The sequence below is a fragment of the Streptomyces sp. NPDC107498 genome, assembly GCF_055582805.1.
Genome location: NZ_JBVJPE010000004.1, coordinates 298,268 through 323,746, shown reverse-complemented (window position 1 = coordinate 323,746; position 25,479 = coordinate 298,268). Strand labels below are relative to the sequence as shown.

19 protein-coding genes are annotated in these 25,479 nt (G+C 74.0%); 10 read left to right on the top strand and 9 right to left on the bottom strand.

All coding sequences use genetic code 11. The annotated features are described in order from the left end of the window. Positions 1-19: 19 nt before the first annotated feature. Complete coding sequence (locus ACZ66Z_RS09705; protein WP_469933439.1) at positions 20-1,462, bottom strand: MFS transporter; 1,443 nt, start codon at positions 1,460-1,462, stop codon at positions 20-22. A gap of 113 nt (positions 1,463-1,575) precedes the next feature. On the opposite strand from ACZ66Z_RS09705, the gene ACZ66Z_RS09700 reads away from it, so the two are divergent. The 3 genes from ACZ66Z_RS09700 to ACZ66Z_RS09690 all read left to right on the top strand — a co-directional run bounded on the left by ACZ66Z_RS09700 (position 1,576) and on the right by ACZ66Z_RS09690 (position 4,595). Beyond that, the gene (locus ACZ66Z_RS09700; RefSeq protein ID WP_469933438.1) at positions 1,576-1,995 is read left to right on the top strand and encodes a MarR family winged helix-turn-helix transcriptional regulator; all 420 of its coding nucleotides are present in this window, start codon (positions 1,576-1,578) and stop codon (positions 1,993-1,995) included. Between the two features lie 407 nt (positions 1,996-2,402). After that, positions 2,403-3,650 carry an AfsR/SARP family transcriptional regulator gene (locus tag ACZ66Z_RS09695; RefSeq protein WP_469933437.1) on the top strand — a complete coding sequence of 416 codons (1,248 nt, stop codon included), beginning with the start codon at positions 2,403-2,405 and terminating at the stop codon, positions 3,648-3,650. A 171-nt stretch (positions 3,651-3,821) separates the two neighbouring features. Continuing rightward, entirely contained in the window at positions 3,822-4,595 is a 774-nt protein-coding gene (locus tag ACZ66Z_RS09690; RefSeq protein ID WP_469933436.1) for a phosphatase, read from the top strand. 1 nt (position 4,596) lies between these two features. On the opposite strand, the gene ACZ66Z_RS09685 is transcribed toward ACZ66Z_RS09690, so the two are convergent. The 4 genes from ACZ66Z_RS09685 to ACZ66Z_RS09670 all read right to left on the bottom strand — a co-directional run bounded on the left by ACZ66Z_RS09685 (position 4,597) and on the right by ACZ66Z_RS09670 (position 8,880). Continuing rightward, positions 4,597-5,556, bottom strand: coding sequence for a cation diffusion facilitator family transporter (locus ACZ66Z_RS09685; RefSeq protein ID WP_469933435.1), 960 nt, complete (start codon positions 5,554-5,556; stop codon positions 4,597-4,599). 21 nt (positions 5,557-5,577) lie between these two features. Further along, positions 5,578-6,447, bottom strand: a complete 870-nt coding sequence (locus tag ACZ66Z_RS09680) for an acyl-CoA thioesterase (RefSeq protein WP_469933434.1) — start codon at positions 6,445-6,447, stop codon at positions 5,578-5,580. Continuing rightward, the gene (locus ACZ66Z_RS09675; RefSeq protein WP_469933433.1) at positions 6,448-7,605 is read right to left on the bottom strand and encodes an acyl-CoA dehydrogenase family protein; all 1,158 of its coding nucleotides are present in this window, start codon (positions 7,603-7,605) and stop codon (positions 6,448-6,450) included. It abuts the gene before it with no gap. A gap of 75 nt (positions 7,606-7,680) precedes the next feature. Next, positions 7,681-8,880 (bottom strand): helix-turn-helix domain-containing protein, encoded by a 1,200-nt coding sequence (locus ACZ66Z_RS09670; protein ID WP_469933432.1) that lies wholly within the window; start codon positions 8,878-8,880, stop codon positions 7,681-7,683. Positions 8,881-9,045: 165 nt separating this feature from the next. Here ACZ66Z_RS09670 and ACZ66Z_RS09665 point away from each other — a divergent pair, with 165 nt between their 5' ends. Continuing rightward, entirely contained in the window at positions 9,046-9,648 is a 603-nt protein-coding gene (locus ACZ66Z_RS09665; RefSeq protein WP_469933431.1) for a hypothetical protein, read from the top strand. A 3-nt stretch (positions 9,649-9,651) separates the two neighbouring features. On the opposite strand, the gene ACZ66Z_RS09660 is transcribed toward ACZ66Z_RS09665, so the two are convergent. Beyond that, complete coding sequence (locus ACZ66Z_RS09660; protein WP_469933430.1) at positions 9,652-11,220, bottom strand: PucR family transcriptional regulator; 1,569 nt, start codon at positions 11,218-11,220, stop codon at positions 9,652-9,654. Positions 11,221-11,395: 175 nt separating this feature from the next. Here ACZ66Z_RS09660 and ACZ66Z_RS09655 point away from each other — a divergent pair, with 175 nt between their 5' ends. The 3 genes from ACZ66Z_RS09655 to ACZ66Z_RS09645 all read left to right on the top strand — a co-directional run bounded on the left by ACZ66Z_RS09655 (position 11,396) and on the right by ACZ66Z_RS09645 (position 15,706). Further along, positions 11,396-12,880 (top strand): sodium:solute symporter family protein, encoded by a 1,485-nt coding sequence (locus tag ACZ66Z_RS09655; RefSeq protein ID WP_469933429.1) that lies wholly within the window; start codon positions 11,396-11,398, stop codon positions 12,878-12,880. Between the two features lie 64 nt (positions 12,881-12,944). Then, complete coding sequence (gene speB / locus ACZ66Z_RS09650; RefSeq protein ID WP_469933428.1) at positions 12,945-13,922, top strand: agmatinase; 978 nt, start codon at positions 12,945-12,947, stop codon at positions 13,920-13,922. A gap of 101 nt (positions 13,923-14,023) precedes the next feature. Further along, on the top strand, positions 14,024-15,706 hold the full coding sequence (locus tag ACZ66Z_RS09645) for a thiamine pyrophosphate-binding protein (RefSeq protein ID WP_469933427.1): 1,683 nt from the start codon (positions 14,024-14,026) through the stop codon (positions 15,704-15,706). A gap of 243 nt (positions 15,707-15,949) precedes the next feature. Here the strand turns inward: ACZ66Z_RS09645 and ACZ66Z_RS09640 are convergent, their stop codons facing one another. Further along, complete coding sequence (locus ACZ66Z_RS09640) at positions 15,950-16,324, bottom strand: hypothetical protein (RefSeq protein WP_469933426.1); 375 nt, start codon at positions 16,322-16,324, stop codon at positions 15,950-15,952. A 149-nt stretch (positions 16,325-16,473) separates the two neighbouring features. Here ACZ66Z_RS09640 and ACZ66Z_RS09635 point away from each other — a divergent pair, with 149 nt between their 5' ends. The 3 genes from ACZ66Z_RS09635 to ACZ66Z_RS09625 all read left to right on the top strand — a co-directional run bounded on the left by ACZ66Z_RS09635 (position 16,474) and on the right by ACZ66Z_RS09625 (position 22,454). Then, positions 16,474-20,208, top strand: coding sequence for an ABC transporter ATP-binding protein (locus ACZ66Z_RS09635; RefSeq protein ID WP_469933425.1), 3,735 nt, complete (start codon positions 16,474-16,476; stop codon positions 20,206-20,208). 269 nt (positions 20,209-20,477) lie between these two features. Beyond that, entirely contained in the window at positions 20,478-20,903 is a 426-nt protein-coding gene (locus tag ACZ66Z_RS09630; RefSeq protein ID WP_469933424.1) for a hypothetical protein, read from the top strand. Positions 20,904-21,002: 99 nt separating this feature from the next. Continuing rightward, positions 21,003-22,454, top strand: a complete 1,452-nt coding sequence (locus tag ACZ66Z_RS09625) for an aminopeptidase (protein ID WP_469933423.1) — start codon at positions 21,003-21,005, stop codon at positions 22,452-22,454. Between the two features lie 159 nt (positions 22,455-22,613). Here ACZ66Z_RS09625 and ACZ66Z_RS09620 read toward each other — a convergent pair whose 3' ends face one another. Both ACZ66Z_RS09620 and ACZ66Z_RS09615 read right to left on the bottom strand, forming a co-directional pair. Next, entirely contained in the window at positions 22,614-24,446 is a 1,833-nt protein-coding gene (locus ACZ66Z_RS09620) for a glycoside hydrolase family 3 protein (protein WP_469933422.1), read from the bottom strand. A 118-nt stretch (positions 24,447-24,564) separates the two neighbouring features. Then, positions 24,565-25,476, bottom strand: a complete 912-nt coding sequence (locus ACZ66Z_RS09615) for a LysR substrate-binding domain-containing protein (protein ID WP_469933562.1) — start codon at positions 25,474-25,476, stop codon at positions 24,565-24,567. Between the last annotated feature and the right edge of the window lie 3 nt (positions 25,477-25,479).

The window sequence follows — 25,479 nt, the reverse complement described above, 5'->3', positions numbered from 1 at the left end:
CGGTGGGGCCGCTTCGGGACTACGCGGCGGCCGGCTGCTCGTCGCGGGTCAGGTGGCGGAGCGCGAGGGCGATGACGATCGCGACCGCGGCGCAGACCGCGAGGGCGAGGAAGCCGTTGGCGACCCCGGAGGTGGTCGCGTCCGAGGCGGAGGCGCCCCCCTTCAGGCGCCCGTCGACGGTGGTCGCGAGGATGGTGCCGATCACGGCGATGCCCAGGGCGGCGCCGCTCTCGTTGAAGGTGTTCAGCAGGCCGGAACCGACGCCCGACTCCTCCACCTTGACGTGCGAGGTGCCGATGCCGAACAGCGGGACGAAGCAGGCCGGGAGGCCGGCCCCGATGACGGCGAGCGCCACGACGGTCAGCCAGACCGAGTCGGTGCCGGTGGCCAGGAAGCCCGTGCCGACGAGCTGGAGCGCGGCGCCGACCGCGTACATCCCGCCGAGACCCAGCGCGCCGGCGAGCGCCGGAGCGACCATGGCGACGACGAGGGCCGCGAGGCCCATGGGCAGCAGCGAGAGGCCGGTGGCGAAGGCGCTCATCCCGTGGACCTGCTGGAAGTACATGCTGGCGAGGAAGGAGCTGCTGATCATCACGCTGGCGACCAGGAGCAGGCCGATGCTGGACAGCCAGTACGTGGGCTTGCGCAGCAGGTGCAGCGGGAGCAGCGGGTCGTCCTTGCCCAGCTCCATGAAGGTCACCAGGGTCAGCAGGACCACGGCCGCGCCGAGGCTGATCCAGGCGGTGGGGTCCCCGAAGCCCTCGTGGAGGCGGATCAGGCCGAAGGAGAGCGCCGCGAGTCCGGCCGTGGACACGACGGCCGAGGGGAAGCGGAGCCTGCGGCCCGAGGCGGTCCGGAGCGACGGCATGCTGCGCAGCGCGCCGACGAAGGCCGCGACGCTGACGGGGAGGTTGATCAGGAAGGCCCAGCGCCAGTTGATCGCGGTGACGATCAGCCCGCCGAGCACCACGCCGATCGTGGCACCGATGACGCCGAGGCCGCTCCAGGCGGTCAGCGCGATCTTGCGCTGCTCCTCGTCCTGGTAGACCTCCAGGATGATCGAGAGGGCGGCCGCGGAGAGCAGCGCGGCGCCGACGCCCTGCGCGGCGCGCCCGGCGACCAGCAGTTCCTGGTTGCCCGCCATGCCGCAGAGCGCGGAGGCCACGGCGAAGAGGGTGAGGCCGGTGAGGAAGGTGCGCCGCCTGCCGAAGACGTCCGACACGCGGCCGCCGAAGAGGAGCAGGCTGCCGAACATCAGGACGTAGCCGCTGATCGTCCACTGGAGGCCCGTCCGGTCCGCCGGCAGGTCCCCGCCGATGGAGGGGAGGGCCACGTTCACGACCGTCGAGTCGAGCATCACCATCAACTGGGCGACGCCGACCACGACGAGGGTGATCCAGGGCGCCTTGGCCGGCGCGTCCTGCGCCTGCGCGGTGGGGGGTGCCAGCGTCTGCTCGGTCACCGGGTCTCCTTGCTCAAGAAAGTCTGATCCATGCGAATGCATCGAATTGCTCGGCACACTACATTCATGCGCACGCATAGACAAGGGAGGCGAGGGAACCTAGTATCGGAGAGGTGACGGATACAGCTCTGACCGACCGATGGATGGCCGTGATCCGCGCCGGCGCGCAGATCGTCCAGGCGGCGGAACGCCGGCTCTCGGACGAGTACGGCCTGTGCACCAGCGCCTTCGAGATCATGGATGTCATGGCGCGCGAGGACGACTGGATCCGGGCCGGGGAGCTGAGCGCCCGCGCCGCCCGGAGCCAGCCGCAGGTCTCCCGGCTGCTGGCGCAGATGGTGAACGCGGAGTACGTGGAGCGCCGCCCCTGCGTCAACGACCGGCGCGGTTTCGACGTCCGCCTCACCGAATCCGGCAGGCGGCTCTTCGGCCGGTCCACCGTCACCATGGAGGAGCTGCTGCGCGAGCTCTCCGACGCGAGCCCCGAGGTGCGCGAGGTGCTCGGAGCCCAGGTGGGCCGACTTGACGCATAGTCGCCGGCGGCGCTCTTCGGAGGCTTACTCATTGGTAACCTCCGGGCGTCGACCGCATCGGGGCCGCCGTTCACGTTCGTGACCGCAGGGCCCGGGAGGGCGACAGTCCGGGGGGACGTCAGGGTCGGTGCGCGCCACCGGCCCCGACAGGGCACCGCGCGCCACGGCGCGCCGGCGCCCGGGCACGGCCGACCCCCGGCGGACCACGGGCACCGGAACCGCCTCCGGTGCCACCCGCTCCCGCCAGGGAGCGCCTGACATGGGGGAACATCTTGCTGAGCCAGTCCGTCCTGCGACCGAAACCCGCCGCCGCCCCGGTCGGCCGGGGCGGCGCGCACGCCACCGCCTCCGCACCGGGGCGAACGTCAGGCGGCCCCACGCGCCTGCCCCGCCCGCGCCCGTCCGTCATGGCCGAACGCGGCGTCCTCTTCCGCCTCCTCGGCCCGCTGGAGATCGCGACGGCAAACGGCCGACTGCCCCTCAAGGGCATGAACCAGCGGCTCGTCCTCGCCTTACTGCTCCTCAACGTCAACCACGTCGTGCCCACCACCGACCTGATGGACGTGCTCTGGCCCGACGGCCGTCCGCCCGCCACCGGCCGCAAGAGCCTCCAGAACGCGATCTCGGCCCTCCGCGGCGTGCTGGCCCGCGGCGGAGTGCCCGAGCACATCGCCTCCCTGACCAGCGAGGGCTCCGGCTACATGCTCAAGACCGCCCCCGAGAACCTCGACCTGACGCGGTTCCGCCTCCTCGCCGACAGGGGACGGGACGCGCTCGCCGCCGGGGACACCGAGGAGGCCGCCCGGCTGCTGCGCGGCGCGCTCGGACTGTGGCGCGGCCGCGCCCTGGCCGAACTCGCCGACGCCGGCTTCGACTGGCCCCAGACGGCCGCCGCCGACCGGGCCTGGCTGCACGCCCTGGAGGAGTACTGCGAGGCCGAACTGGCCAACGGGCGGGCGCACGAGGTCATCCAGCGGCTGGAGGGCGTGGCCGCCGCCACCCCCTCCCGGGAGCGCACCCAGCGGCTCCTGATGACCGCCCTCTACCGCTCCAGCCGCCGTGACGACGCCCTGCGCGCCTACGAACGGCTCCACCAGCAACTGCGCGACGACTTCGGAGCCGCCCCCAGCCGGGAGCTCCAGGACCTGCACGGCGCCATCCTCCGGCAGGACCCCCACCTCGCCCCGGACGAGAACCCCGCCCCGCACGGCAGCGCGCCCCGCCCCTCCGGCGACCCCGAACTCGACGTGCTGCAGGCCCTCCTGGACCTGGTGCGCCGGCAGAACCGCCCGCACGTCGTCGTCCTCACCGGCGAGGCCGAGGAGCGCCAGGCCGCCCTCGTCTCCCGGCTGATGACCGGCCTCCAGCGGGACGACCGGGCCGCCGTCTGGCACGTACAGCCCGGACCCGACGGCGCCGACCTCGCCCACGACCTGCGGGCCGCGCTGCGCCGGGCCACGCCCGGACGCCCGATGGTGGCCGTGGCCGAGCACCTCCACCAGGCCGGGCACCTCGTGCCGGAGTGCGTCGGGGACATCGTGGAGGAGGCGGGCCGCACCCCGCTGCTCATCGTCCTCACCGCCCGCACCGGATCGCAGGGGCTCTGGCCCGGCTGGGACAAGGCCGTCCCCCGGTTCACCACGATCACCGTCTGACCGTCTGGGCGGCGCCCGGTACGCGCCGGACGCCGCGACCCGCACGGGACGCCGACGACGGGGCCGGGGCGTCGAGGACCGGCCGGGCGGGGGCGCCGAGGACCGGGCCCGGGCGTCCCGGTCCTCGATCACCCGGGGCGTCCGGGCGCGGCGCCCGGCAGAATGAGCCCCATGCCGATACTCAGCCGCCCCGCCCTCGTCGAGCACCTCGTCCGCACCCGGATCGCGGGAGACGTCGCCACGCCGCGCGACAACAACCTCTCCCACTACCGCAAGCTCGCCAACGGCGACCGGCACTACTGGCTCGGCCTCGAACTCGGCGACCGCTGGACCGACGAGCAGGACGTGCTCGCCGTCATGGCCGAGCGGTGCGGGGTCGTCGACGACCCCGCCCACCGGGTCGGCCAGGACACCATCGACCCCGAGCTCACCGTCGACGGCCTCGACCGGATGGCCGCCCGGCTCCGCAAGGCCGCCGCCGGCAAGGAACGGGTCCTCTTCGCGACCGGCCACCCCGGCGCGCTCATCGACGTCCACGGCCGGGTCGCCGCCGCGCTGCGCGCCCAGGGCTGCGACATCGTCCGGATCCCCGGCGGGCTCGTCGCCGACGAGGGGTACGTCGTGCAGTTCGCCGACGTCGCGGTCTTCGAGCGCGGCGCGAGCCTGTGGCACACGCACTCGCCGGAGCCGATGAACGCGATCCTCGACGCGCTCGGGGAGTCCGGCCGGCCGGACCTGGTGATCGCGGACCACGGGTGGGCGGGGCGGGCCGGCCAGCGGGGCGTGGACTCCGTCGGCTACGCCGACTGCAACGACCCCGCCCTCTTCATCGGCGAGGCGGAGGGCACGATGCAGGTCACGATCCCCCTGGACGACCACGTCCTGGACCCCCGCTTCTACGAGCCCCTGACGGCGTACACGCTGAACGCGGCGGGCCTGGCCTGATTCAGGACGGCTCCGACGACCGGGCCCGGCGCTGCTCCGCGCCCGGCGTCGGGTCCAGGTAGACGCGGCGGACCGAGGGGAAGCGCGTGCGGAGCCGGGTCTCCGCGTTCTCGCACGCCTGCTCCACCTGCTCCGCCGACGCCACGTCGCAGAAGTCGATCTTCGCCGCGATCAGGACCTCCCCGGGCCCCTGGATCAGGGTCGTGAGGTCCACCACCCCGACCACGTGCTCCACGCCGAGGAGCTCCTCGCGGACCGCCTCCCGCAGGGCGCGCGGGAGCGGACGGCCGACCAGGAACTCGGCGTTGGAGCGGCCGAGGACCCAGGCCACGTACACCAGCAGCGCGCCGATCAGCAGCGACGCGACGCCGTCCCAGACGCCCGAGCCGGTGAGCTGGCCGCCGAGGAGGCCGCCGGCCGCGAGCAGCAGTCCGGCGAGGGCGGCCGAGTCCTCCATGACGACGGCCTTGACCGTGGTGTCGGAGGTGTTGCGGAGGTGGTGGAAGAAGGAGGTCCTCGACCGGGCCGCCTCCGACCGGACCTGCCGGACGGCGGTGCGGAGGCTGAAGCCCTCCAGGACGAAGGCGACGGCCAGCACGACGTACGAGACGAGCGGGTCGCCCGGCTCCTCGCCCTGGGTGAGGGCGTGGAAGCCGTCGTAGAACGAGAACACCGCGCCGCCCACGAAGGTGGCGACCGCGGCGAGCAGGGCCCACACGTACCGCTCGCCCGCGTAGCCCACCGGATGGTCCTCGTCGGCCGGCTTCTCGCTGCGTTTGAGCGCGGTGAGCAGCATGACCTCGGTGACGGTGTCGGCCACCGAGTGCGCCGCCTCCGACAGCATCGCGCTGGATCCGCTGATGAGTCCCGCGACGGCCTTGGCGGCGGCGATCCCGAGGTTCGCCGCCGCCGCCACGATCACCGTGAAGGTGCTTTCGCCGTTCTGCTTCTTCTCCGCCATGCCCGGACGTATGCCCGGTCGTCAGCGCGGGACGCGGACGACGCCCTCCTGGATGACGGAGATGGCCAGGCGCCCGTCCCGGGTGTGGATCCGGGCCTGGCCGAGGCCGCGCCCGCCGGACGCGGTCGGCGACTCCTGGTCGTACAGCAGCCACTCGTCGGCCCGGAAGGGGCGGTGGAACCACATGGCGTGGTCCAGGGAGGCCCCGACCACGTCGCCGACGGCCCAGCCGCCCCGCCCGTGGGCGAGCAGGACCGAGTCGAGCAGGGTCATGTCGGAGACGTACGTGGCGAGGACGACGTGGAGGAGCGGGTCGTCGGCCAGTTTGCCGTTCGTGCGGAACCACACCTGCGAGCGCGGTTCGCGCGGCTGCCCCACCGAGCCCCAGGGCGGGACGTCGGCATAGCGCAGGTCCACCGCCGCCCGCGCCTCGATCAGCCGGTCCGCGACCTCGCGGGGGAGGTGGCGGGGGAGCATCTCGGCCGGCGTGGGGAGGGTCTCCGGGTCCGGGGCGGGCGGCGTCTCCACCTGGTGGTCGAGCCCCTCCTCGTACGTCTGGAAGGACGCGGAGAGGTGGAAGATCGGCTGCCCGTGCTGGACGGCCACCACCCGGCGGGTGGTGAAGGAGCGGCCGTCGCGGATGCGGTCGACCGTGTAGACGATCGGCGCACCCGGGTCGCCGGGGCGCAGGAAGTACGCGTGGAGCGAGTGCGCGAGGCGGTCTTCCGGCACGGTCCGGCCCGCCGCCACCATCGCCTGGGCGGCCACCTGGCCGCCGAAGACGCGGGGGACGAGCGCGGACCGGGACTGTCCCCGGAAGATGTCCCGCTCGATCCGCTCCAGGTCGAGCAGATCGAGCAGGTCGTCCAGGGCCGTGGGGGCGTCGGGCACTTACAGGCCCATCGACTTGGCGATGATCGACTTCATGATCTCGCTGGTGCCGCCGTAGATGCGGTTGACGCGGTTGTCGGCGTAGAGGCGGGCGATCGGGTACTCGTTCATGTAGCCGTAGCCGCCGTGCAGCTGGAGGCAGCGGTCGATGACGCGGTGGGCGACCTCGGTGCAGAAGAGCTTGGCGCTCGCGGCCTCGGCCGGGGAGAGCTCGCCCGCGTCCAGGGCCTCCAGGGCGCGGTCGGCGACGGCCTCGGCGGCGTCGACCTCGGCCTGGCAGGCGGCCAGCTCGAACTTGGTGTTCTGGAAGGAGGCGACCGGCTTGCCGAAGACCGTGCGGTCCGTGACGTACTGCTGGGCGAAGCGGACGGCGGCCTTGGCCTGGGCGTAGGCGCCGAAGGCGATGCCCCAGCGCTCGGAGGCCAGGTTGTGACCGAGGTAGGAGAAGCCCTTGCCCTCCTCGCCGAGCAGGTCCTCGGCGGGCACCTTGACGTCGACGAAGGCCAGCTCGGCGGTGTCGGAGGTGCGCAGGCCGAGCTTGTCCAGCTTGCGGCCGATGGAGTAGCCCTCGGACTTGGTGTCGACGGCGAAGAGGGAGATGCCGAAGCGGCGGTCCTCGGCCGACGGGGCGGAGGTGCGGGCGCAGACGATCACGCGGTCGGCGTGGACGCCGCCGGTGATGAAGGTCTTGGCGCCGTTGAGGACGTAGTGGGTGCCGTCCTCGGAGAGCTTGGCGGTGGTCTTCATGCCCGCGACGTCCGAGCCGGTGCCCGGCTCGGTCATGGCGAGCGCCCACATCTCCTCGCCGGAGACGAACTTCGGCAGGAAGCGCTTCTTCTGCTCGTCGGTGGCGAGCATCTTGATGTACGGCAGGGCGAGCAGCACGTGGACGCCGGAGCCGCCGAACTGGACGCCCGCGCGCGCGGTCTCCTCGTACAGGACGGCCTCGAACTTGTGGGTGTCCAGGCCCGCGCCGCCGAACTCCTCGGGCACGTTGATGCCGAAGATGCCCAGCTCGCCGAGCTTGTCGTAGAACTCGCGCGGTGCCTGGCCCGCGGCGAACCACTCGTCGTAGACGGGGACGACCTCGGCCTCGATGAAGGCGCGGATGGTCTCCCGGAACGCCTCGTGGTCCTCGTTGAATACGGTACGGCGCACGGTGCGTCTCCTCCGATGTGCGGGCCAGTTGTCTAAGCGCTTGCTCAGGATGTCGTCAACGAAGTTACCCAGCGGTCACCCGCCCTGTCCAGACTCCCCGTCTGTGATCCAGGCCCGCCCCACGGGGTCGTACCCGTGCACGGGCCGCCCCTTCGCCCCGCTCGTCCGGAAGGGCGCGCCGCCCTCGTCCTCGATCCGGACCGTGCCCCGCCGCCCCTCCGAGCTCCACTCCAGCTCCAGGTACCAGCGGCAGTCGCACCCCGCCGCCCCCGCCGAGACCAGCAGCTCCACCGGCTCGGCGGCGCTGACCGCGTACGGGAAGGACACCGCCGGGAGCGTCCGGCCCTCCTCTCCGGAGGCGTCGTACCCGTCCACCGCCCGCGCCACCGGCCGCGGCCGGTCCAGGTCCACCTCGAAACGGCGCGGCGTCACCGCACCGCCGCACCCGTCGTCCATCCGGTACGCCGCCCACGGCAGCGGCGCGCCCCGCTCCACCACCCGCACGTGCAGCGCCTGGAGCACCACCGCCGCCGCGCCCTTCCCCTGCACCGACACCCGCACCAGCGTCTCCCCGCCGTCCACGGCCCCCCGCGCCGCCGCCCAGCTCCGCGCGTCGGCCGCCTCCGGCGGGGGAGGGGGCGTCCGCTCCACGAGGTAGGTGTGCCCGCACCCGTTCTTCCAGACGTGGGAGGAGGCGGTCCACGTCAGCGGCGGGGCCGGCGCGGGCCGCGGGGCCTTCGGCCCCCCGGACGTCCCGGGCAGGAGGACGACTCCGAGGGCCACCGCCCCGACGACCGTCAGCGCCCCGCCGATCAGGCCCGCCCGCCCCCACCGCCGGCGCCCCGGCCCGGACGGGAGGCCCGCCGGGGAGCCCCCGGCCCCGGCCGCCGTCGCCTCCGGCCCGCCCCCCGGCTCCCGCACCGGGGCGGGCACGCGCGCGTGCCCGGACGCGGTCGCCGGGACCGGCACCGGCTCCGGGACCGGCTCCGGGACCGGCTCCGGGACCGGCACCGGAGCCGGGGGCCGCCGGGTGCGGTCCGCGAGGATCCAGGCCTCCTCCAGGGACCGCCGTTGCTCCCCGTCCGCGCCGCACAGCACCGCCAGGCGGTCGACCACGGCGAAGCCCTCCGGGACGGTCGCGCCGGAGCAGTAGCGGTGGAGGGTGGACGCGCTGACGTTCAGGCGGCGGCCGAGCGCCTCGTAACTCCGCCCGTCCCGCGCCTTCAGCGCGCGCACGAGCCGCGCGAACTCCTCGACGGCGGCGTCCTTCGGCATTCCATCCCCCTCGACCCTGCGTCCCACCCTTCACGTCCTTGCACGTCAGCGGGGGTGGAATGGTTCCGGGACGGAGGGCGGGCGCGGCACCGTTGCCGCCGCCCCGCGGCGGCCCGAGTCTGGTGGCAGCACCAGACCGAACGACCCACGGGGGATCGAACCGCCATGACCACGTTCCGCACCGCGCTCGCCGTCACCGCCGCCGCCCTGGGCCTCGCGGCCCTCGCCACGGCCCCGGCGCAGGCCGCCGCCCAGCCCGCCTTCCTCGCCGCCTCCCAGATGCCGCCGTCGTCGACGCCGTGGACCGCCACCCAGGTCTTCACCGGCGTCCCGGAGAACGGCGGCGCCCTCTGCGCCCCGTACAAGATCCCGGCGCAGAACACCCGCTACCGCGAGTTCACCACCGAGCTCGACACCAACGGCGTCCAGATCACCACCGTCGCCCGCACCGAGGCCGACGCCGTGAAGCTGGTCGACGCGCTCCGCAAGGCCCTCGCCGGCTGCGGCCCCCTGCTGGAGCGGCAGAACCCGGGCCTGCGGGCCGTCAGCGCCTCCCACGGCCAGCTCGCCGTCGAGGAGGGCGCCTGGGTCTACAGCCTGGACACCGCCGACCCGCAGATCGGCGCCACCGACATCCACCTCTTCTCCGTCGGCCGCGACGGCCGCACCGTCACCTACGTCCGGTGGGGGCAGACGGGCGACTTCAAGGACGCCCCGCTGACCGCCTTCCGCACCACGACGAAGACGGCGGTGAACAAGCTCTGGTGAGCGTCACGGGGCGCGGAGCGCGAACCACAGCTCCATCCGCACGTCCGGATCGTCCAGGTCCCGGTCGAGGAGCGCCGCGCAGCGGCTGACGCGCTGGCGGACGGTGTTCCGGTGCAGGCCGGTCGCCACCGCCGTCCGGTCCCAGCTGCCGTGCAGCGAGAGCCAGACCCGGAGGGTCTCGGCGAGGGGTTCGGTGAGCGGGGCGAGGAGCTCCCGGGCGTGCGCGGCGGCCTCGTCGCGGTCCACGAGCGCGGCGAAGCCGCCGGTGCGGTGCCGGACGAGCGCCGCCCGGGAGGCCTCCGCCCTGCGCAGCGCCCGCGCCGCCTGCGCGTCCCCGGCCGCGAGCTCCGGGGCCGCCACGGGGGCGCTCGCCCCGAGCGTCCACCCCTGCTGGGCGGTGACGGGGGCGGAGGAGGGGAGGAGGAGCCGCACGGTGCCGGGGTGTACGGGACCGGGGCCGTCGGGGCCGGGGCGTGCGGTGCCGGAGCGCGCGGGGTCGGAGCGCGCGGGGCCGGGGGCGTCGGGCCCCCCGCCCGGGCCGCCCTCCGGGCCCCCGCCCGCTCCCGCGCCCGCGTCCACCAGCGGCGTCCCCAGTGCCGCCGCCAGGCTCGCCGCCGCGAACGGCGTGCCGTCGCCGCCCCGCGCGTGGACCACCGTCCAGGGGCCCGGGCCCAGGGTGCCCGCGACCTCCGCCGGGGCCGCGCCGAGCAGCAGCCGGACCAGGGCCCCGTCCCGTACGGACGCGTCCGCGCCCCGGTGCGGCGCCGTGAGCAGGGAGAGCAGGACCACCGCCACGCCCGCGATCGTGTGGTCGCCCGGGCCGCGCCGCTCCGTCGCCACCCCGAGGGTCAGGCCGTCCCCGCCGCCCAGGGCGTACGCGGCGAGCCGCAGCCCGCCGCCGTCCCCGCTCGCCGAGGCCGGCCCGCCCGGGCGCGGCCCCGGCACCCCCGCCAGGTCCCGCAGCGCCCGTGCCGCCTCCGCCGGGACCTCCCGGCCGGCCGCCGCCGACTCCGTGCCGTCCGCGCCGAACAGCACCGCCCGCCCCCCGAGCCGGGAGGCGAGCGCGCCGAGCACCGCCGGGACCGGCGCCGGCCGGGCCGCGGCCGCCGCCAGCGACTGCTGGGCCTCGGTCACCCGGCGCAGCTCGTGCAGCCGGGCCTCCGCCATCAGCCGCCACAGCGCCCGCGCCACCGCCGTGAACGGGGTCCGGGGAGGGACCTCCACGAGCGGCAGCCCGTGCCGGTCGCACGCCGCGACGAGCTCCGGCGGCACCGTGTCCCACACCGGCGTCACCCCGAAGGCGAGCGCCGCCGCCCCCGCTTCCACGACCCGGTCGACGTAGTGCGCCGGATCGGCGAGCTGCACGCCCGCCGTCATGAGCAGCTCGCCGCCGAGCAGGTACGGGTGGGGGTCGGCCATCTCCGAGGTGTGCACCCAGTGCAGCGGGACGTCCTCGGACCCGGCGAGCAGCCGCAGGCCCAGGTCGGGGCGGGCGAGCAGCGCGGCGAGCGGCACCGGCGGCGCCGGGGGGGTGGAGCCGGGCTCCGCGAGGGGTGACGGGGTCATCGACATGGGCCCTTCGTACATCCCCCGCCCGGACAGTGGAGGAAACGTACACTTCAACGTCGCTTTCCGGCCACTTACTGTCGTCTCATCCCAGGGCCGCGGGTACGGGCGGATGTCCCCGCGATCAGCACCTGGGCACTCCCCCCGCACGACACGCCACCGAGGTGAGAAGGAGGGCCCCATGGCCGTCGACTACACAGTGATCGTCCTGTACTTGGCCGGCATGCTCGCGATGGGCTGGTGGGGCATGCGCCGCGCCAGGTCCAAGAGCGAGTTCCTGGTGGCCGGCCGCCGCCTCGGGCCCTGGATGTACTCCGGGACGATGGCCGCCATCGTCCTCGGCGGCGCCTCCACCATCGGCGGCGTCGGCCTCGGCTACAAGTACGGCCTCTCCGGCGCCTGGATGGTCTTCGCCATCGGCCTCGGCCTGCTGGCCCTCTCCGTCTTCTTCTCCGCGCGCATCGCGCGCCTGAAGGTCTACACCGTCTCCGAGATGCTCGACCTGCGCTACGGCGGCAGGGCCGGCGTCATCTCGGGCGTCGTGATGTGGGCGTACACGCTGATGCTCGCCGTCACCTCGACCATCGCGTACGCCACGATCTTCGACGTCCTCTTCGACCTGCCCCGGACCCTCGCGATCGTCCTCGGCGGCACCATCGTCGTCGCCTACTCGACCCTCGGCGGCATGTGGTCCATCACCCTCACCGACATGGTGCAGTTCGTGGTGAAGACCATCGGCGTCCTGCTCCTGCTGCTGCCCATCGCCGTGATCAAGGCCGGCGGCTTCGAGGGGATGCGGGACGCGCTGCCCACCTCGTACTTCGCGCCGCTCGGCATCGGCGGCGAGACGATCTTCACCTACGTGCTGATCTACACCTTCGGCATGCTGATCGGCCAGGACATCTGGCAGCGGGTCTTCACCGCCCGCACCGACAGGGTCGCCCGGTGGGGCGGAACCGTCGCCGGCACCTACTGCCTCGCGTACGCCCTCGCCGGAGCCGTCATCGGCACGGCGGCCAAGGTGCTCTACCCGAACCTGCCCAGCGCCGACGACGCCTTCGCCACCATCGTCAAGGACGAGCTCCCGATGGGCGTCCGGGGCCTCGTCCTCGCCGCCGCGCTCGCCGCCGTGATGTCCACCTCCTCCGGCGCCCTCATCGCCTGCGCCACCGTCGCCAACAACGACATCTGGTCCCGTCTGCGCGGCGCCGTCGCGAAGGGGGGCGGGGACGACCACGACGAGGTGAAGGGCAACCGCCTCTTCATCCTGGTCATGGGCGTCGCCGTCATCCTCGTCGCCATCGCCCTCAACGACGTCGTCCAGGCCCTCACCGTCGCCTACAACCTGCTGGTAGGCGGGCTCCTCGTGCCCATCCTCGGCGGCCTGCTCTGGCGCCGCGGCACCGTCCAGGGCGCGCTCGCCGCGGTCACCGTCGGCGGCCTGACCGTCATTGGCCTGATGTGGGCTTACGGAATCTTGGCAAATGAGCCTGTTTACTATGGTTTGTTGGCCTCACTCGCCGCTTATGTGATCGTTTCCCTGGCGACCCGCCCGACGGACGCCACCGTGCTCGCGAACTGGCGCGCCCGTCTCGCGGGCCAGGACCCGGCCGAGGCCCCCGCACCCGAGGGCGCCGAGGCCGCCCCGGCGAACCTGACCGGCTGAACCCCCGCACCACCGGGCGGGACCCGCCCGGACGACACCCCGACCACCCAGGAGGACCCCGACCATGAGCAGCAGCGACCAGAACGCCTTCCGCGGCCCGATCGACTCGTCCCGCATCCCGCGGTACGCCGGTCCCGCGACGTTCGCCCGCCTGCCGCGCCTCGACGAGGTCGGCACCGCCGACGTCGCCGTGGTCGGCGTCCCCTTCGACACCGGCGTCTCCTACCGCCCCGGCGCCCGCTTCGGCGGCAACGCCATCCGCGAGGCCTCCCGCCTGCTGCGCCCCTACAACCCCGCGCAGGACGCCTCCCCCTTCGCCCTCGCCCAGGTCGCGGACGCCGGTGACATCGCCGCCAACCCGTTCAACATCAACGAGGCCGTCGAGACCATCGAGGCCGCCGCCGACGACCTCCTCGGCACCGGCGCCCGCATGATGACCCTCGGCGGCGACCACACCATCGCCCTGCCGCTGCTGCGCTCCGTCGCCAAGAAGCACGGCCCCGTCGCCCTGCTCCACTTCGACGCGCACCTCGACACCTGGGACACCTACTTCGGCGCCGAGTACACCCACGGCACCCCGTTCCGCCGCGCCGTCGAGGAGGGCATCCTCGACACCTCCGCCCTCTCCCACGTCGGCACCCGCGGCCCGCTCTACGGCAAGCAGGACCTCACCGACGACGAGAAGCTCGGCTTCGGCATCGTCACCTCCTCCGACGTCTACCGCCGCGGCGCCGACGAGGTCGCCGACCAGCTGCGCCAGCGCATCGGCGACCGCCCGCTGTACATCTCCATCGACATCGACTGCCTCGACCCGGCCCACGCCCCCGGCACCGGCACCCCCGAGGCCGGCGGCATGACCTCCCGCGAGCTCCTGGAGATCCTCCGCGGCCTCTCCTCCTGCAACCTGGTCTCCGCCGACGTCGTCGAGGTCGCCCCGGCCTACGACCACGCCGAGATCACCGCGGTCGCCGCCTCCCACACGGCCTACGAGCTGACGACGATCATGTCCCGTCAGATCGCCGCGGGGCGCGCCGCGAAGTAGGACCATCGTCGGTGGGTCGTGGGCACCCGTTCCGCCGGGGCGGAACGGGTGGGCACGACCCGCCCGCCGGGCCGCACCCGACCACCGAGCCAAGGGATCCCATGACCCACGACCACGACCTCGTGCTGCGGCCCACCCCCGCACAGACCGCCGCCGCCCTCGCCCCGCCCTCCGGGCGCAACGGCGGCGACCTGGTCGTCGAGACCCTCACCGGCCTCGGCGCCACCACCGTCTTCGGCCTCCCCGGCCAGCACGCCCTCGGCATGTTCGACGCCCTGCGCCGCTCCGACCTCCGCTACGTCGGCCTCCGCGTCGAGAACAACGCCGGCTTCGCCGCCGACGCGTACGGCCGGATCACCGGCGAGGCCGCCCCGCTGCTGCTCTCCACCGGCCCCGGCGCGCTCATGTCGCTCGCCGCGCTCCAGGAGGCGGCCGCCGCCTCCGCCCCCGTCCTCGCTATCGGCAGCCAGGTCCCGGCGGCCGGGCTCGGCGGCGGCCGGCACGGCTACCTCCACGAGCTGCGCGACCAGCAGGCCTCCTTCCGGGACGTCGTGAAGTCCGTCCACACGGTCCGCACGCAGTCCCAGATCCCCTCCGCGATCGCGGCGGCCTGGGAGTCGGCGCTCACCGCCCCGCACGGGCCGGTCTGGGTGGAGATCCCGCAGGACGTGCTCCTCGCCGAAACGAGCCTGCCGGTGGTCACCGCCATGGACGCGACGCCCGAGGAGGTCGTCCCGCGCCCCGAGCTGACGGCGGTCGCCGCGCACCTCCTGGCGAACGCCGAGCGGCCCGCGATCATCGCGGGCGGCGGGGTCGTCCGCTCCGACGCCTCCGGCAAGCTCCTCGCGCTCGCGGAGCGGCTCGACGTCCCCGTCGTCACCACCTTCGGCGGCAAGGGCGCCTTCCCCTGGGAGCACCCGCTCTCGCTGCAGTCCTGGCTGGAGGACCGGCACACCACGGACTTCCTGGAGGACGCCGACGTCCTCCTCGTCGTCGGCTCGGGCCTCGGCGAGCTGTCCTCGAACTACCACACGTTCGCCCCGCGCGGCCGGGTGATCCAGATCGAGGCCGACGCGGGCAAGCTGGAGTCCAACCACCCGGCGCTCGGCATCCACGCGGACGCCCGCCTCGCGCTCCAGGCGCTCCTGGAGACGGTCGAGGAGCGCACGGACCCGACCGCCCCCGAGCGGGTCGCCGCCGTCCTCGCCAAGGTCCGGGACCGGATCGCGGCCCAGGACCTCGGCCTGGAGCAGCGGGTCGTCGCGGCGGTCCGGGAGGCGCTCCCGGACCGGGCCCCGAGCTTCTGGGACATGACGATCCTGGCGTACTGGGCGTGGTCGGCCTTCGACGCGCGGCACCCGAACACGATGCACTCCGCCCAGGGTGCGGGCGGCCTCGGCTACGGCTTCCCCGCCGCCCTCGGCGCGGCCGCCGCCGACCCGTCCCAGCCGGTCCTCGCGGTCTCCGGCGACGGCGGCGCGATGTACTCGATCGCGGAGCTGGCGACGGCGAAGCAGTACGGCCTCGACGTGACCTGGCTGATCGTCGACGACGGCGGCTACGGGATCCTGCGGGAGTACATGACGGGCGCGTTCGGCGAGGCCACGGCCACCGAGCTCACCCGCCCGGACTTCGTCGCCCTCTCCGAGTCCTTCGGCGTCCCCGCTGTCCTGACGACCCCGGAGACCCTGGCGGCGGACCTCGCGAAGGCCCTCGCCGCCCCGGGCCCGTCGGTGGTGGTCCTCCCGGCCCTCCTGAGGATGTTCGAACCGACGCACCTGTGACGGAGGCGGGGGGCCCGCCGCACCTGTGACGGGCGCGGGGGGCCCGCCCGGCCCGTGGGATCGGACGTCCCTCCCGCCCCGTGGGGTCAGGCGACCCGCCCGGCCGTGGGGGCCGGGCGGGGCGCCCGCCGGCCCGTAGGGTCGGACGTCCCTCCCGGCTCGTGGGGTCGGGGGCCTCCCCGGTCCGAGGGGTCAGGCCCCCGCCCGACCGCGGGGGCGGGCAGTGCGCCCGCCGGCCCCCGCTCAGTCGACGAGCCCCTCCCAGGCCTTCCGGTACGCGGCGAGCTGTGCCTCGTACCCCTGGCGGAAGTGCTCCGCCTCCGCCAGGGTGAGGTTCCCGCGGCTCATGACCCCCGGGGGCAGCAGCCGGGCCACGTCGGCGAAGGCGTCCGCCGCCGCCTCGGCGACGGCCCCGCCCCGCTCCCGGGCGGCCAGCACGTCGAGGCCCGTCGTCCGCAGGTAGCCCTCGAAGACCGCCCGGGGCCTGCCCGTCGTGTCCTTCAGCTCCCGGGCCGTCACCGGGGCCACCCGGCCGGCCGACGCGAACCCCCGCACCGCCCGCAGCCCCGCGTACAGCCGCCCCCACCGGTACGGCCTGCCGTCCTCGACCTTCCCCACGGGCCTCCCCTTCCCCTCCGCCCACGGCACCGCCCGCCCGGCGGCCCGAGGACTCCCTACCCGCTCCGACGGCGATTGTTGCGGCGGGATGAAATCGCACGTCGGCCGTGTTGGGCCTTCCGGTAGAGCAGGACGAACGGGAGGCCCTCGTGGCGGTCGGGGAGAAACAGCGGGGCTGGGCGCGCAGGCTGGCCGGGTACGCGTGGCGGTACAGGACGAACACGTTGCTCGCCCTGGGCTCCTCACTGGCGGGCATGGCCGTGCTCGCCCTCGCGCCGCTCATCACCAAGGTGATCATCGACGACGTCATCGGGACGAAGACCCGGAGCCTCGGCGTCTGGACGGGGCTGCTCGTCGGCGCCGCCGTCCTCGTCTACCTCCTCACCTACGTCCGCCGCTACTACGGCGGACGGCTCGCCCTCGACGTCCAGCACGACCTGCGCACCGACATGTACGCCACGATCACCCGGCTCGACGGGCGGCGGCAGGACGAGCTGTCCACCGGGCAGGTCGTCGGACGGGCCACCAGCGACCTCCAGCTGATCCAGGGCCTCCTCTTCATGCTCCCGATGACCATCGGGAACGTGCTGCTGTTCCTCATCTCGCTGGCCGTCATGGCCTACCTGTCGATCCCGCTCACCCTCGTCGCGCTCGCCGTCGCCCCCGCCCTCTGGTGGATCGCCAAGCGCAGCCGCACCCGCCTCCACCCCGCCACCTGGCACGCGCAGCAGCAGGCGGCCGTCGTCGCCGGCGTCGTCGACGGGGCCGTGACCGGCGTCCGGGTCGTGAAGGGCTTCGGCCAGGAGGACCAGGAGACCGGCAAGATCCGCGAGGCCGGACGGAAGCTCTTCGCCGGCCGGCTGCGGACGATCCGGCTGAACGCCAGGTACACCCCCGCCCTCCAGGCCGTGCCCTCCCTCGGCCAGGTCGCGGTCCTCGCGCTCGGCGGCTGGCTCGCCTACCGGCACCAGATCACCCTCGGCACCTTCGTCGCCTTCTCCGCCTACCTGGCCTCCCTCGTCGGCCCGGTCCGCATGCTCGCCGTGGTCCTCACCGTCGGCCAGCAGGCCCGCGCCGGCGTCGAGCGGGTCTACGACCTCATCGACACCGAGCCGGTGATCGAGGACGGGACCAAGGAGCTTCCGGCGGACGCGCCCGCCACCGTCGAGTTCGACGACGTCGGCTTCGCCTACGAGAACGGGCGGCCCGTCCTCGACGGGTTCTCCCTGGAGATCCGGTCCGGCGAGACCGTCGCCGTCGTCGGCGCCTCCGGCTCCGGGAAGTCGACCGTCTCGCTCCTCCTGCCCCGCTTCTACGACGTCACCCACGGCGCCGTCCTCGTCGGCGGCCACGACGTCCGCGAGCTCACCCTCGACTCCCTGCGCGCCGCCGTCGGCCTGGTCCCCGAGGACTCCTTCCTCTTCTCCGACACCGTCGCGGCGAACATCGCGTACGGCGTCCCCGACGCCACCCGCGAGCAGATCGAGACCGCCGCCCGCGCCGCCCAGGCGGACCGTTTCATCACCGAGCTCCCGGACGGGTACGACACCAAGGTCGGCGAGCACGGCCTCACCCTCTCCGGCGGCCAGCGCCAGCGCGTCGCGCTCGCCCGCGCGATCCTCACCGACCCCCGGCTCCTCCTCCTCGACGACGCCACCTCCGCCGTCGACGCCAAGGTCGAGCACGAGATCCACGAGGCCCTGAAGTCGGTGATGGCGGGCCGCACGACCCTGCTCATCGCGCACCGCCGCTCCACCCTCGGCCTCGCCGACCGCATCGCCGTCCTCGACGGGGGCCGCCTCGCCGACATCGGCACCCACGCCGAGCTGGAGGAGCGTTCCCCGCTCTTCCGCCGCCTCCTCACCGACCCCGAGGAGCTCGGCGCCGTCTCGCCCGGCCACGTCACGCCGCCGGAACTCCCCGAGGACCGCACCCTGCGGGCCGAGCTCGACGCCGAGTTCGACGCCGAGCGGGGCATCACCCCCACCCTGTGGGTACGGGACGAGACCACCGGCCGCGAGAGCCCCGCGCCCGGGGCGACCCCCGAGCTGCTCGCCGCCGTCGAGGCCCTGCCGCCCGCCACCGACACCCCCGACGTCGACGAGGCCCGGGCCGTGTCGCCCGAGGACGCGTACGGCCTGCGCCGGCTGCTGCGCGGCTTCGGCGTCCCGCTGCTCATCAGCCTCGGTCTGGTCGCCCTCGACGCGGGCGCGGGCCTGCTGCTCCCGGTCCTGATCCGGCACGGCATCGACGAGGGCGTGAACCGGCTCGCGATCGGCGCCGTCTGGGCGGCCTCCGCGCTCGCCCTGGTCACCGTCCTCGTGCAGTGGGTCGCGCAGACCGCCGAGACCCGGATGACCGGCCGCACCGGCGAGCGGGTCCTCTACGCGCTGCGCCTGAAGATCTTCGCCCAGCTCCAGCGGCTCGGCCTCGACTACTACGAGCGCGAACTGACCGGCCGGATCATGACCCGGATGACCACGGACGTCGACGCCCTGTCGACCTTCCTCCAGACCGGTCTGGTCACCGCCTTCGTCTCGGTCGTCACCTTCTTCGGGATCATGGTCGCGCTGCTCGTGCTCGACCTCCAGCTCGCCCTGGTCGTCTTCGCTACCCTGCCGGTCCTCGCCGTCGCCACGTACTACTTCCGCCGCTCCAGCGTGAAGGCGTACGAGCTGGCGCGCGAGCGGATCAGCGTCGTCAACGCCGACCTCCAGGAGTCGGTCTCCGGCCTGCGGATCGTGCAGGCCTTCCGCCGCGAGCACGCGGGCGCGGCCCGGTTCGCGGAGCGCAGCGACGAGTACCGCCGGGCGCGCGTCCGGGGCCAGTGGCTGATCTCGGTCTACTTCCCCTTCGTGACCCTGCTGTCCTCGGCCGCGGCCGCCGCCGTCATGATCGTCGGCGCGAACCGCATCGAGGCCGGCACCCTCACCACCGGCGCCCTCGTCGCCTACCTCCTCTACATCGACCTCTTCTTCGCCCCCGTGCAGCAGCTCTCGCAGGTCTTCGACGGCTACCAGCAGGCCGCCGTCTCGCTGAAGCGCATGCAGGAACTCCTCCAGGAGCCGACGTCGACGGCCGCCGCCGACGCGCCCCTGGACGTGCTCTCGCTGCGCGGCGAGATCGCCTTCGAGGACGTGTCGTTCGCGTACGGCGACGACGTCGCCGACGGGGGAGAGGCGGCCCTGACCGGGGTCGACCTGCGGATTCCCGCCGGGCAGACCGTCGCCTTCGTCGGCGAGACCGGCGCCGGGAAGTCCACGCTGGTCAAGCTGGTCGCCCGGTTCTACGATCCGACGAGCGGCCGGGTCACCGCCGACGGCACCGACCTGCGGGACCTCGACCTCACCGCGTACCGCCACCGGCTCGGCGTCGTCCCCCAGGAGGCGTACCTCTTCGCCGGGACGATCCGCGACGCCATCGCGTACGGCCGTCCCGAGGCGACCGACGCCGAGGTCGAGGCGGCGGCCCGCGCGGTCGGCGCGCACGACATGATCGCCACGCTCGACGGCGGCTACCTCCACGAGGTCGCCGAGCGCGGCCGGAACCTCTCCGCCGGGCAGCGCCAGCTGATCGCCCTGGCCCGCGCCGAGCTCGTCGACCCGGACGTCCTGCTCCTGGACGAGGCCACGGCGGCCCTGGACCTGGCGACCGAGGCCCAGGTCAACCAGGCCACCGACCGGCTCGCGGGCCGCCGGACCACGCTCGTCGTCGCCCACCGGCTGACGACGGCCGCCCGCGCCGACCGCGTGGTCGTCATGGACCACGGCCGGGTCGTGGAGGACGGCACCCACGACGAACTCCTCGCCCTGGGCGGCCGGTACACCACGCTGTGGAACACCTTCATCGGCGAGGCGGAGGAGACGGAGCCGGAACGGGTCTGAGGAACGGGTCTGAGCACGGGGGGTCCGCCGGGCGAGCGGCCCGGCGGATCCCCCGTCGCGGTCCCGGGGGCTTGGACCGGGGCATGGACCACGACCCCCTCGCCCCCGCGGCCGCCCCCGTCTCCCCCCTGGACGGCCGGCGCCCGCGGAGGCCGTCTTCCTGATGCTGGTCATGACGACCTCCGGGTGACCGACACACCCGGAGGCAACCATTCCGGGGCGCCGTGCGTCGTACGGCCGTACGACGACTCGCCCAGGGAGGGGAACGCATGACCACGGACCGGTCCGGAGGACACGACCGCCCCGCACCCGCCCGCGCCCTCGCCCGTGTGCTCGTCCCGCTCCTCGCCGCCCTCGCGCTGCTCCTCCTCCCCGGGCCCGGGCCCGGCGGCGGGACCGCCGACGCCGCCTCCGTCTGCCACGGCCGGCCCACCCGGACGATCACCTTCGCCACCGGGGAACTGCGCCTCTACCGGACCCGCCAGTACGTCTGCGCCGTCACCGTCGCCCGACGCCCCGGCCCCCGCCGCCCGATGTCCGTCTCGCTCCAGCCGCGCGGCGCCCGCCCCGTCCTCCGGGCCGGGCGCTTCGACCGGCAGGCGGGCCCCCTGACCGTCCACGCCCTCCACCGCTGCGTCCGGGCGACCGGTTCGGTGGCGGGCCGGGGCACGGCGACGGGTTGGATCCTGTGCTGATGTACAGGAAAGTCCAAGAGTAAGGATCAACTGGGTCTGGCGGTCCACACGTTGCCCCCGCTAGGTTCGCGACACCGTTGTGAACCAAGGGGAGGGTGAATGCGCAAGTCGCTGAGATGGGCGCTGTCGCTTTCGGTGCTCATAGGCACCGTCGGGTCGTCCGGTGTGGCCACCGCCGCGGACACGGAGACCGGCAGCGCGACCGTCGTCGACTCGCAGAGCACGAGCACCGACATCAAGGACCGCATCCTGGCGATCCCCGGGATGAGCCTGATCGAGGAGAAGCCGTACGCCGGCTACCGCTACTTCGTCCTGGAGTACGTCCAGCCGATCGACCACCACCGCCCGTGGGCGGGCACGTTCAAGCAGCGGATCTCGATCCTCCACAAGGACACGAGCCGCCCCACCGTCTTCCGCACCAGCGGCTACGGCCTGTCCACCACGCCGAGCCGGACCGAGCCGACGCGGATCGTCGACGGCAACCAGGTCTCCATGGAGTACCGCTTCTTCACGCCGTCCCGCCCGCAGCCCGCCGACTGGTCGAAGCTCGACATCTGGCAGGCGGCCAGCGACCAGCACCGCATCTACACGGCGCTGAAGTCGGTCTACGGCCAGAAGTGGCTGTCCACCGGCGCCTCCAAGGGCGGCATGACCGCCACGTACTACGAGCGCTTCTACCCGCGCGACATGGACGGCGTCGTCGCGTACGTGGCCCCGAACGACGTGGTCAACAAGGAGGACTCGGCCTACGACCGGTTCTTCGAGACCGTCGGCACGAAGGACTGCCGCGACCGCCTGAACGCCATGCAGCGCGAGGCGCTCGTCCGCCGCGAGCCGCTGGAGAAGAAGTACAAGGCCTGGGCCGAGTCCGAGAGCGCCACCTTCAACACGGTCGGCTCGCTCGACAAGGCGTACGAGGCCGTCGTCCTCGACTTCGTGTGGGGCTTCTGGCAGTACTACGGCCAGGACGTCTGCGACCAGATCCCGGACGCGGCGACCGCGAGCGACGACACCGTCTACGAGACGATCGACGCGTACTCCGGCTGGTCCGCCTACACCGACCAGGGCCTGGAGTACTACACGCCGTACTACTACCAGGCGGCGACCGAGCTCGGCTCGCCCACCATCAAGCAGCCGCACCTGAACGGCCTGAGCCGCTACGGCTACCAGCCGGCCAGCAGCTTCGTGCCGAGCTCGATCCCCATGAGGTTCAAGCCGCAGGTCATGCGGGACGTCGACGACTGGGTCCGCAAGAACGCGCACCACATGCTCTTCGTCTACGGCGGCAACGACCCGTGGGGCTCCGAGAAGTTCCGCCTCGGCAAGGGCGCGCGCGACTCCTTCGTCTACGTGGCGCCGGGCATGAACCACGGTGCGAACGTCGCCGGGCTCGTCGATTCCGAGCGCGAGAACGCGACCGCCCGCATCCTGGCCTGGGCCGGCGTCCCCGCCCCGGCGGTCGAGGCGGCGCGGCCGCTGGCGCGGTTCGACGCGCGCATCGACACGGCGGTGGACGAGGACGCGACGAGGGAACACGGCCTGAGGCCGTAACCCCCCCCGGGGTGGGCGGCGCCCCCGCCCACCCCGCTGCGGGCTGCGCCCCCCCGTTGTGGGCAATCGTCCCGCCCTGCGGGACGATTGCCCACACGAAGGTGGCGGGAGGGGCACCGCCCCGCAGGCGCGCGGACCCACCGGGAGGCGGGGCGGCGGTCAGCGTGCGTACGACAAGCCGTGGCCCACCGGATACAGCACCCGTCCCGGATCCTCCGCGCTCTGGACCGGGACCGGGAGCCGCCCGAGCGGTCGCGCCCGGCCGGCCAGGACCCGCGCGGCGGCCCGGAGTTCGACGTCGGTCCAGGAGTAGGCCGCGAGAGAGGCCCGTTCCCCGCCGAGGCGCGCGATGTCGTACGGGTTGCGGATCGCGACCGTCACGACGGGCACCCCGGTGGCGACGAGCCGCGCGACGAGCGTCCGCTGCGGACTGGTGGCGCCGACGTTGTACGTGCCCACCACGACCACGTCCTTGCCGGCCGCCGCCGCCACCGCCTCCTCGATCCTCGCGGCCGTCGGGGCGGTCCCGGTGGAGAGCGCGGTCGCGCGGAAGCCCAGCTCCGAGAGCGCCGTCGCGAGCGTCGTCGTCGGCGGACCCGTGGTTCCGGACGGCGAGGCCGGGTCCGCGCCGACGACGAGGACCGAGCGGTGGGAGGCCGGGCTCAGCGGCAGGAAGTCGTCCTCGTTGAGCAGCAGGGTCGTGGTGGCCTCGGCGATCCGGTCGGCCTGGGCGAGGTGCGTCTCGCTGCCGACGATCCGCTCGACGCCCGCCCGGGTCGTGTACGCCTTCCGGAAGAGGCCCAGCTTCGCCTTGAGCCGCAGGATCCGCAGGATCGATTCGTCGAGCCGGGCCTCCGTCAGTTCGCCGTCCCCGACGGCCTTGAGGACCGCGTTCCAGGCCACGTCGAGCCTGGGCGGGTTGAGCAGCTGGTCCACTCCGGCCTTCAGGGCGAGGACCGGGACGCGCTCGTCGCCGTACTTGGTGCGCACGCCCTCCATGCCGAGGGAGTCGGTGACCACCACGCCGTCGTAGCCGAGCTGTTCGCGCAGGATGCCGGTGAGGATGGGCCGGGACAGGGTCGCCGGGTCCTCGCTGGGGTCGAGCGCGGGGACCACGATGTGCGCGGTCATGATCGAGTCGACGCCGGCGTCGATCGCCGACCGGAACGGCGGCGCGTCGAGCGCGGCCCACTGCTCCCGGGTGTGGGTGATCGTCGGCAGGCCGTAGTGGCTGTCGACGGCGGTGTCGCCGTGGCCGGGGAAGTGCTTGGAGGTGGCCGCGACCCCGGCCCGCTGGTACCCCTTGACCTGCGCGGCGACGAGTCCGGCGACCGCCTGCGGGTCCGAGCCGAAGGAGCGGACGCCGATGACGGGGTTGGCCGGATTGACGTTCACGTCGGCGACGGGGGCGTAGTTCTGCCGGATGCCGACGGCGGCGAGCTCCTCGCCCGCGATCTGGGCGGCCTTGCGGGCGTCCGCGTGCGAGCCGCCGGCGCCGAGGGCCATCGCTCCGGGCAACAGCGTGGCCGGCTTGCCGACCCGGCAGACGATGCCGTGCTCCTGATCGGTGGAGATGAGCACCGGGATCGGGGTGGACCGGGCGAGCGCGGCCTGCTGGATGCCGTCGGAGAGTTCCGCGATCTGCTGCGGGGAACGGGTGTTGTGGGCCCAGCTGAAGTAGATGACGCCGCCCACGTGGTAGCGCTCGACCAGCTCGGCGGCGGTGCGGACGCCGATCTCGGCGAGGTTGGCGTCGACGTCGGCCTGGTCGGGGGCGGTGGCGGAGTGGCCGTAGACCCGCATCACGAAGAGCTGGCCGACCTTCTCCTCCAGCGACATCCGGTCGATGAGCCGCCGGAGTCCGTGGTCGCCGGTCTCCGCGTGGGCGGCGTGGGCGGCGGGGGCGAGGGTGCCGGTGACGGCCGCCGCGGCGGCTGCGGCGGTCACCGTGAGGAGGGTGCGTCGGGAGGGGGCGGGGGCGCGGTGGTGCACTGATGCTCCTTCCGGCCGTGCAGGGTTGAAGGAAACTTCCAAGGTGTCACGGATAGCCCGAAAGTAACTGCCAGGTCAAGGACCCGCGCAGGAATCGGCGGGCGGCCCCGGCCGTCGGTCACCCCGCGGAGGCGATCGAGGGCCAGAGCTCCTGGAGCGTACGGACCGCCTCCCGGATCGCCGGGCGCCGCGCCGCGCCGGTCCGCCACATGGCGTGCAGCCGGCGCGTCGGCGTCGGATCGAGCCGCACCGGCGTCACCTCCGGCGGCAGCGCCCCGCGCCCCAGGCGCGGGACCAGGGCGATCCCCAGACCGGCCGCCACCAGGGCCACCTGCGTGTGGTTCTCCTCCGCCTGATGGACGATCAGCGGCTCGTACCCCGTCGCCCGCAGCGTCCGCGTGAGCCAGTCGTGGCAGACCGTCCCCGGCGGCTGCGAGATCCACCGCTCCGCCGCCAGCTCCTCCCGGCGCACCGACTCCCGCGCCGCCAGCGGATGGTCCCGGTGGACGAGGATGTCGCACGGGTCGTCGCCGACGACCACCTGCTCGACGCCCGGCGGCGTCGGCAGCGGCGCGATGTCCCAGTCGTGCGCCACCGCCAGGTCGATCACGCCCCGCGCCACCAGGTCGATCGAGAGGTGCGGGTCCACCTCCGAGAGGCGGGCGTCGAGCTCGGGGTGGAGGCGGGCGAGCTCGGCCAGCACCCGGGGCATCAGACCGCGTGCCGCGCTCGCGAAGCAGGCGATCGTGAGCCGCCCGGCGGGCCGGCCCCGCCGTTCCTCGAGCCGCACCTCCGCCTCCTCGACGAGTGCCAGCAACTGCCGTGCTGTGAAGGCCAGTTGATGGGCATCGTCGGTGAGCCGGACGCCGCGCCCGCTGCGTTCGAGCAGGGTCGTGCGGGTCTCCCGCTCCAGCTTCGCGATCTGCTGCGAGACCGCGGACGGGGTGTAGCCGAGGGCGGTGGCGGCGGCGCCGACACTGCCGTGGACGGCGACGGCGTGCAGGGCGCGAAGGCGGCCGAGGTCCAGCACGGG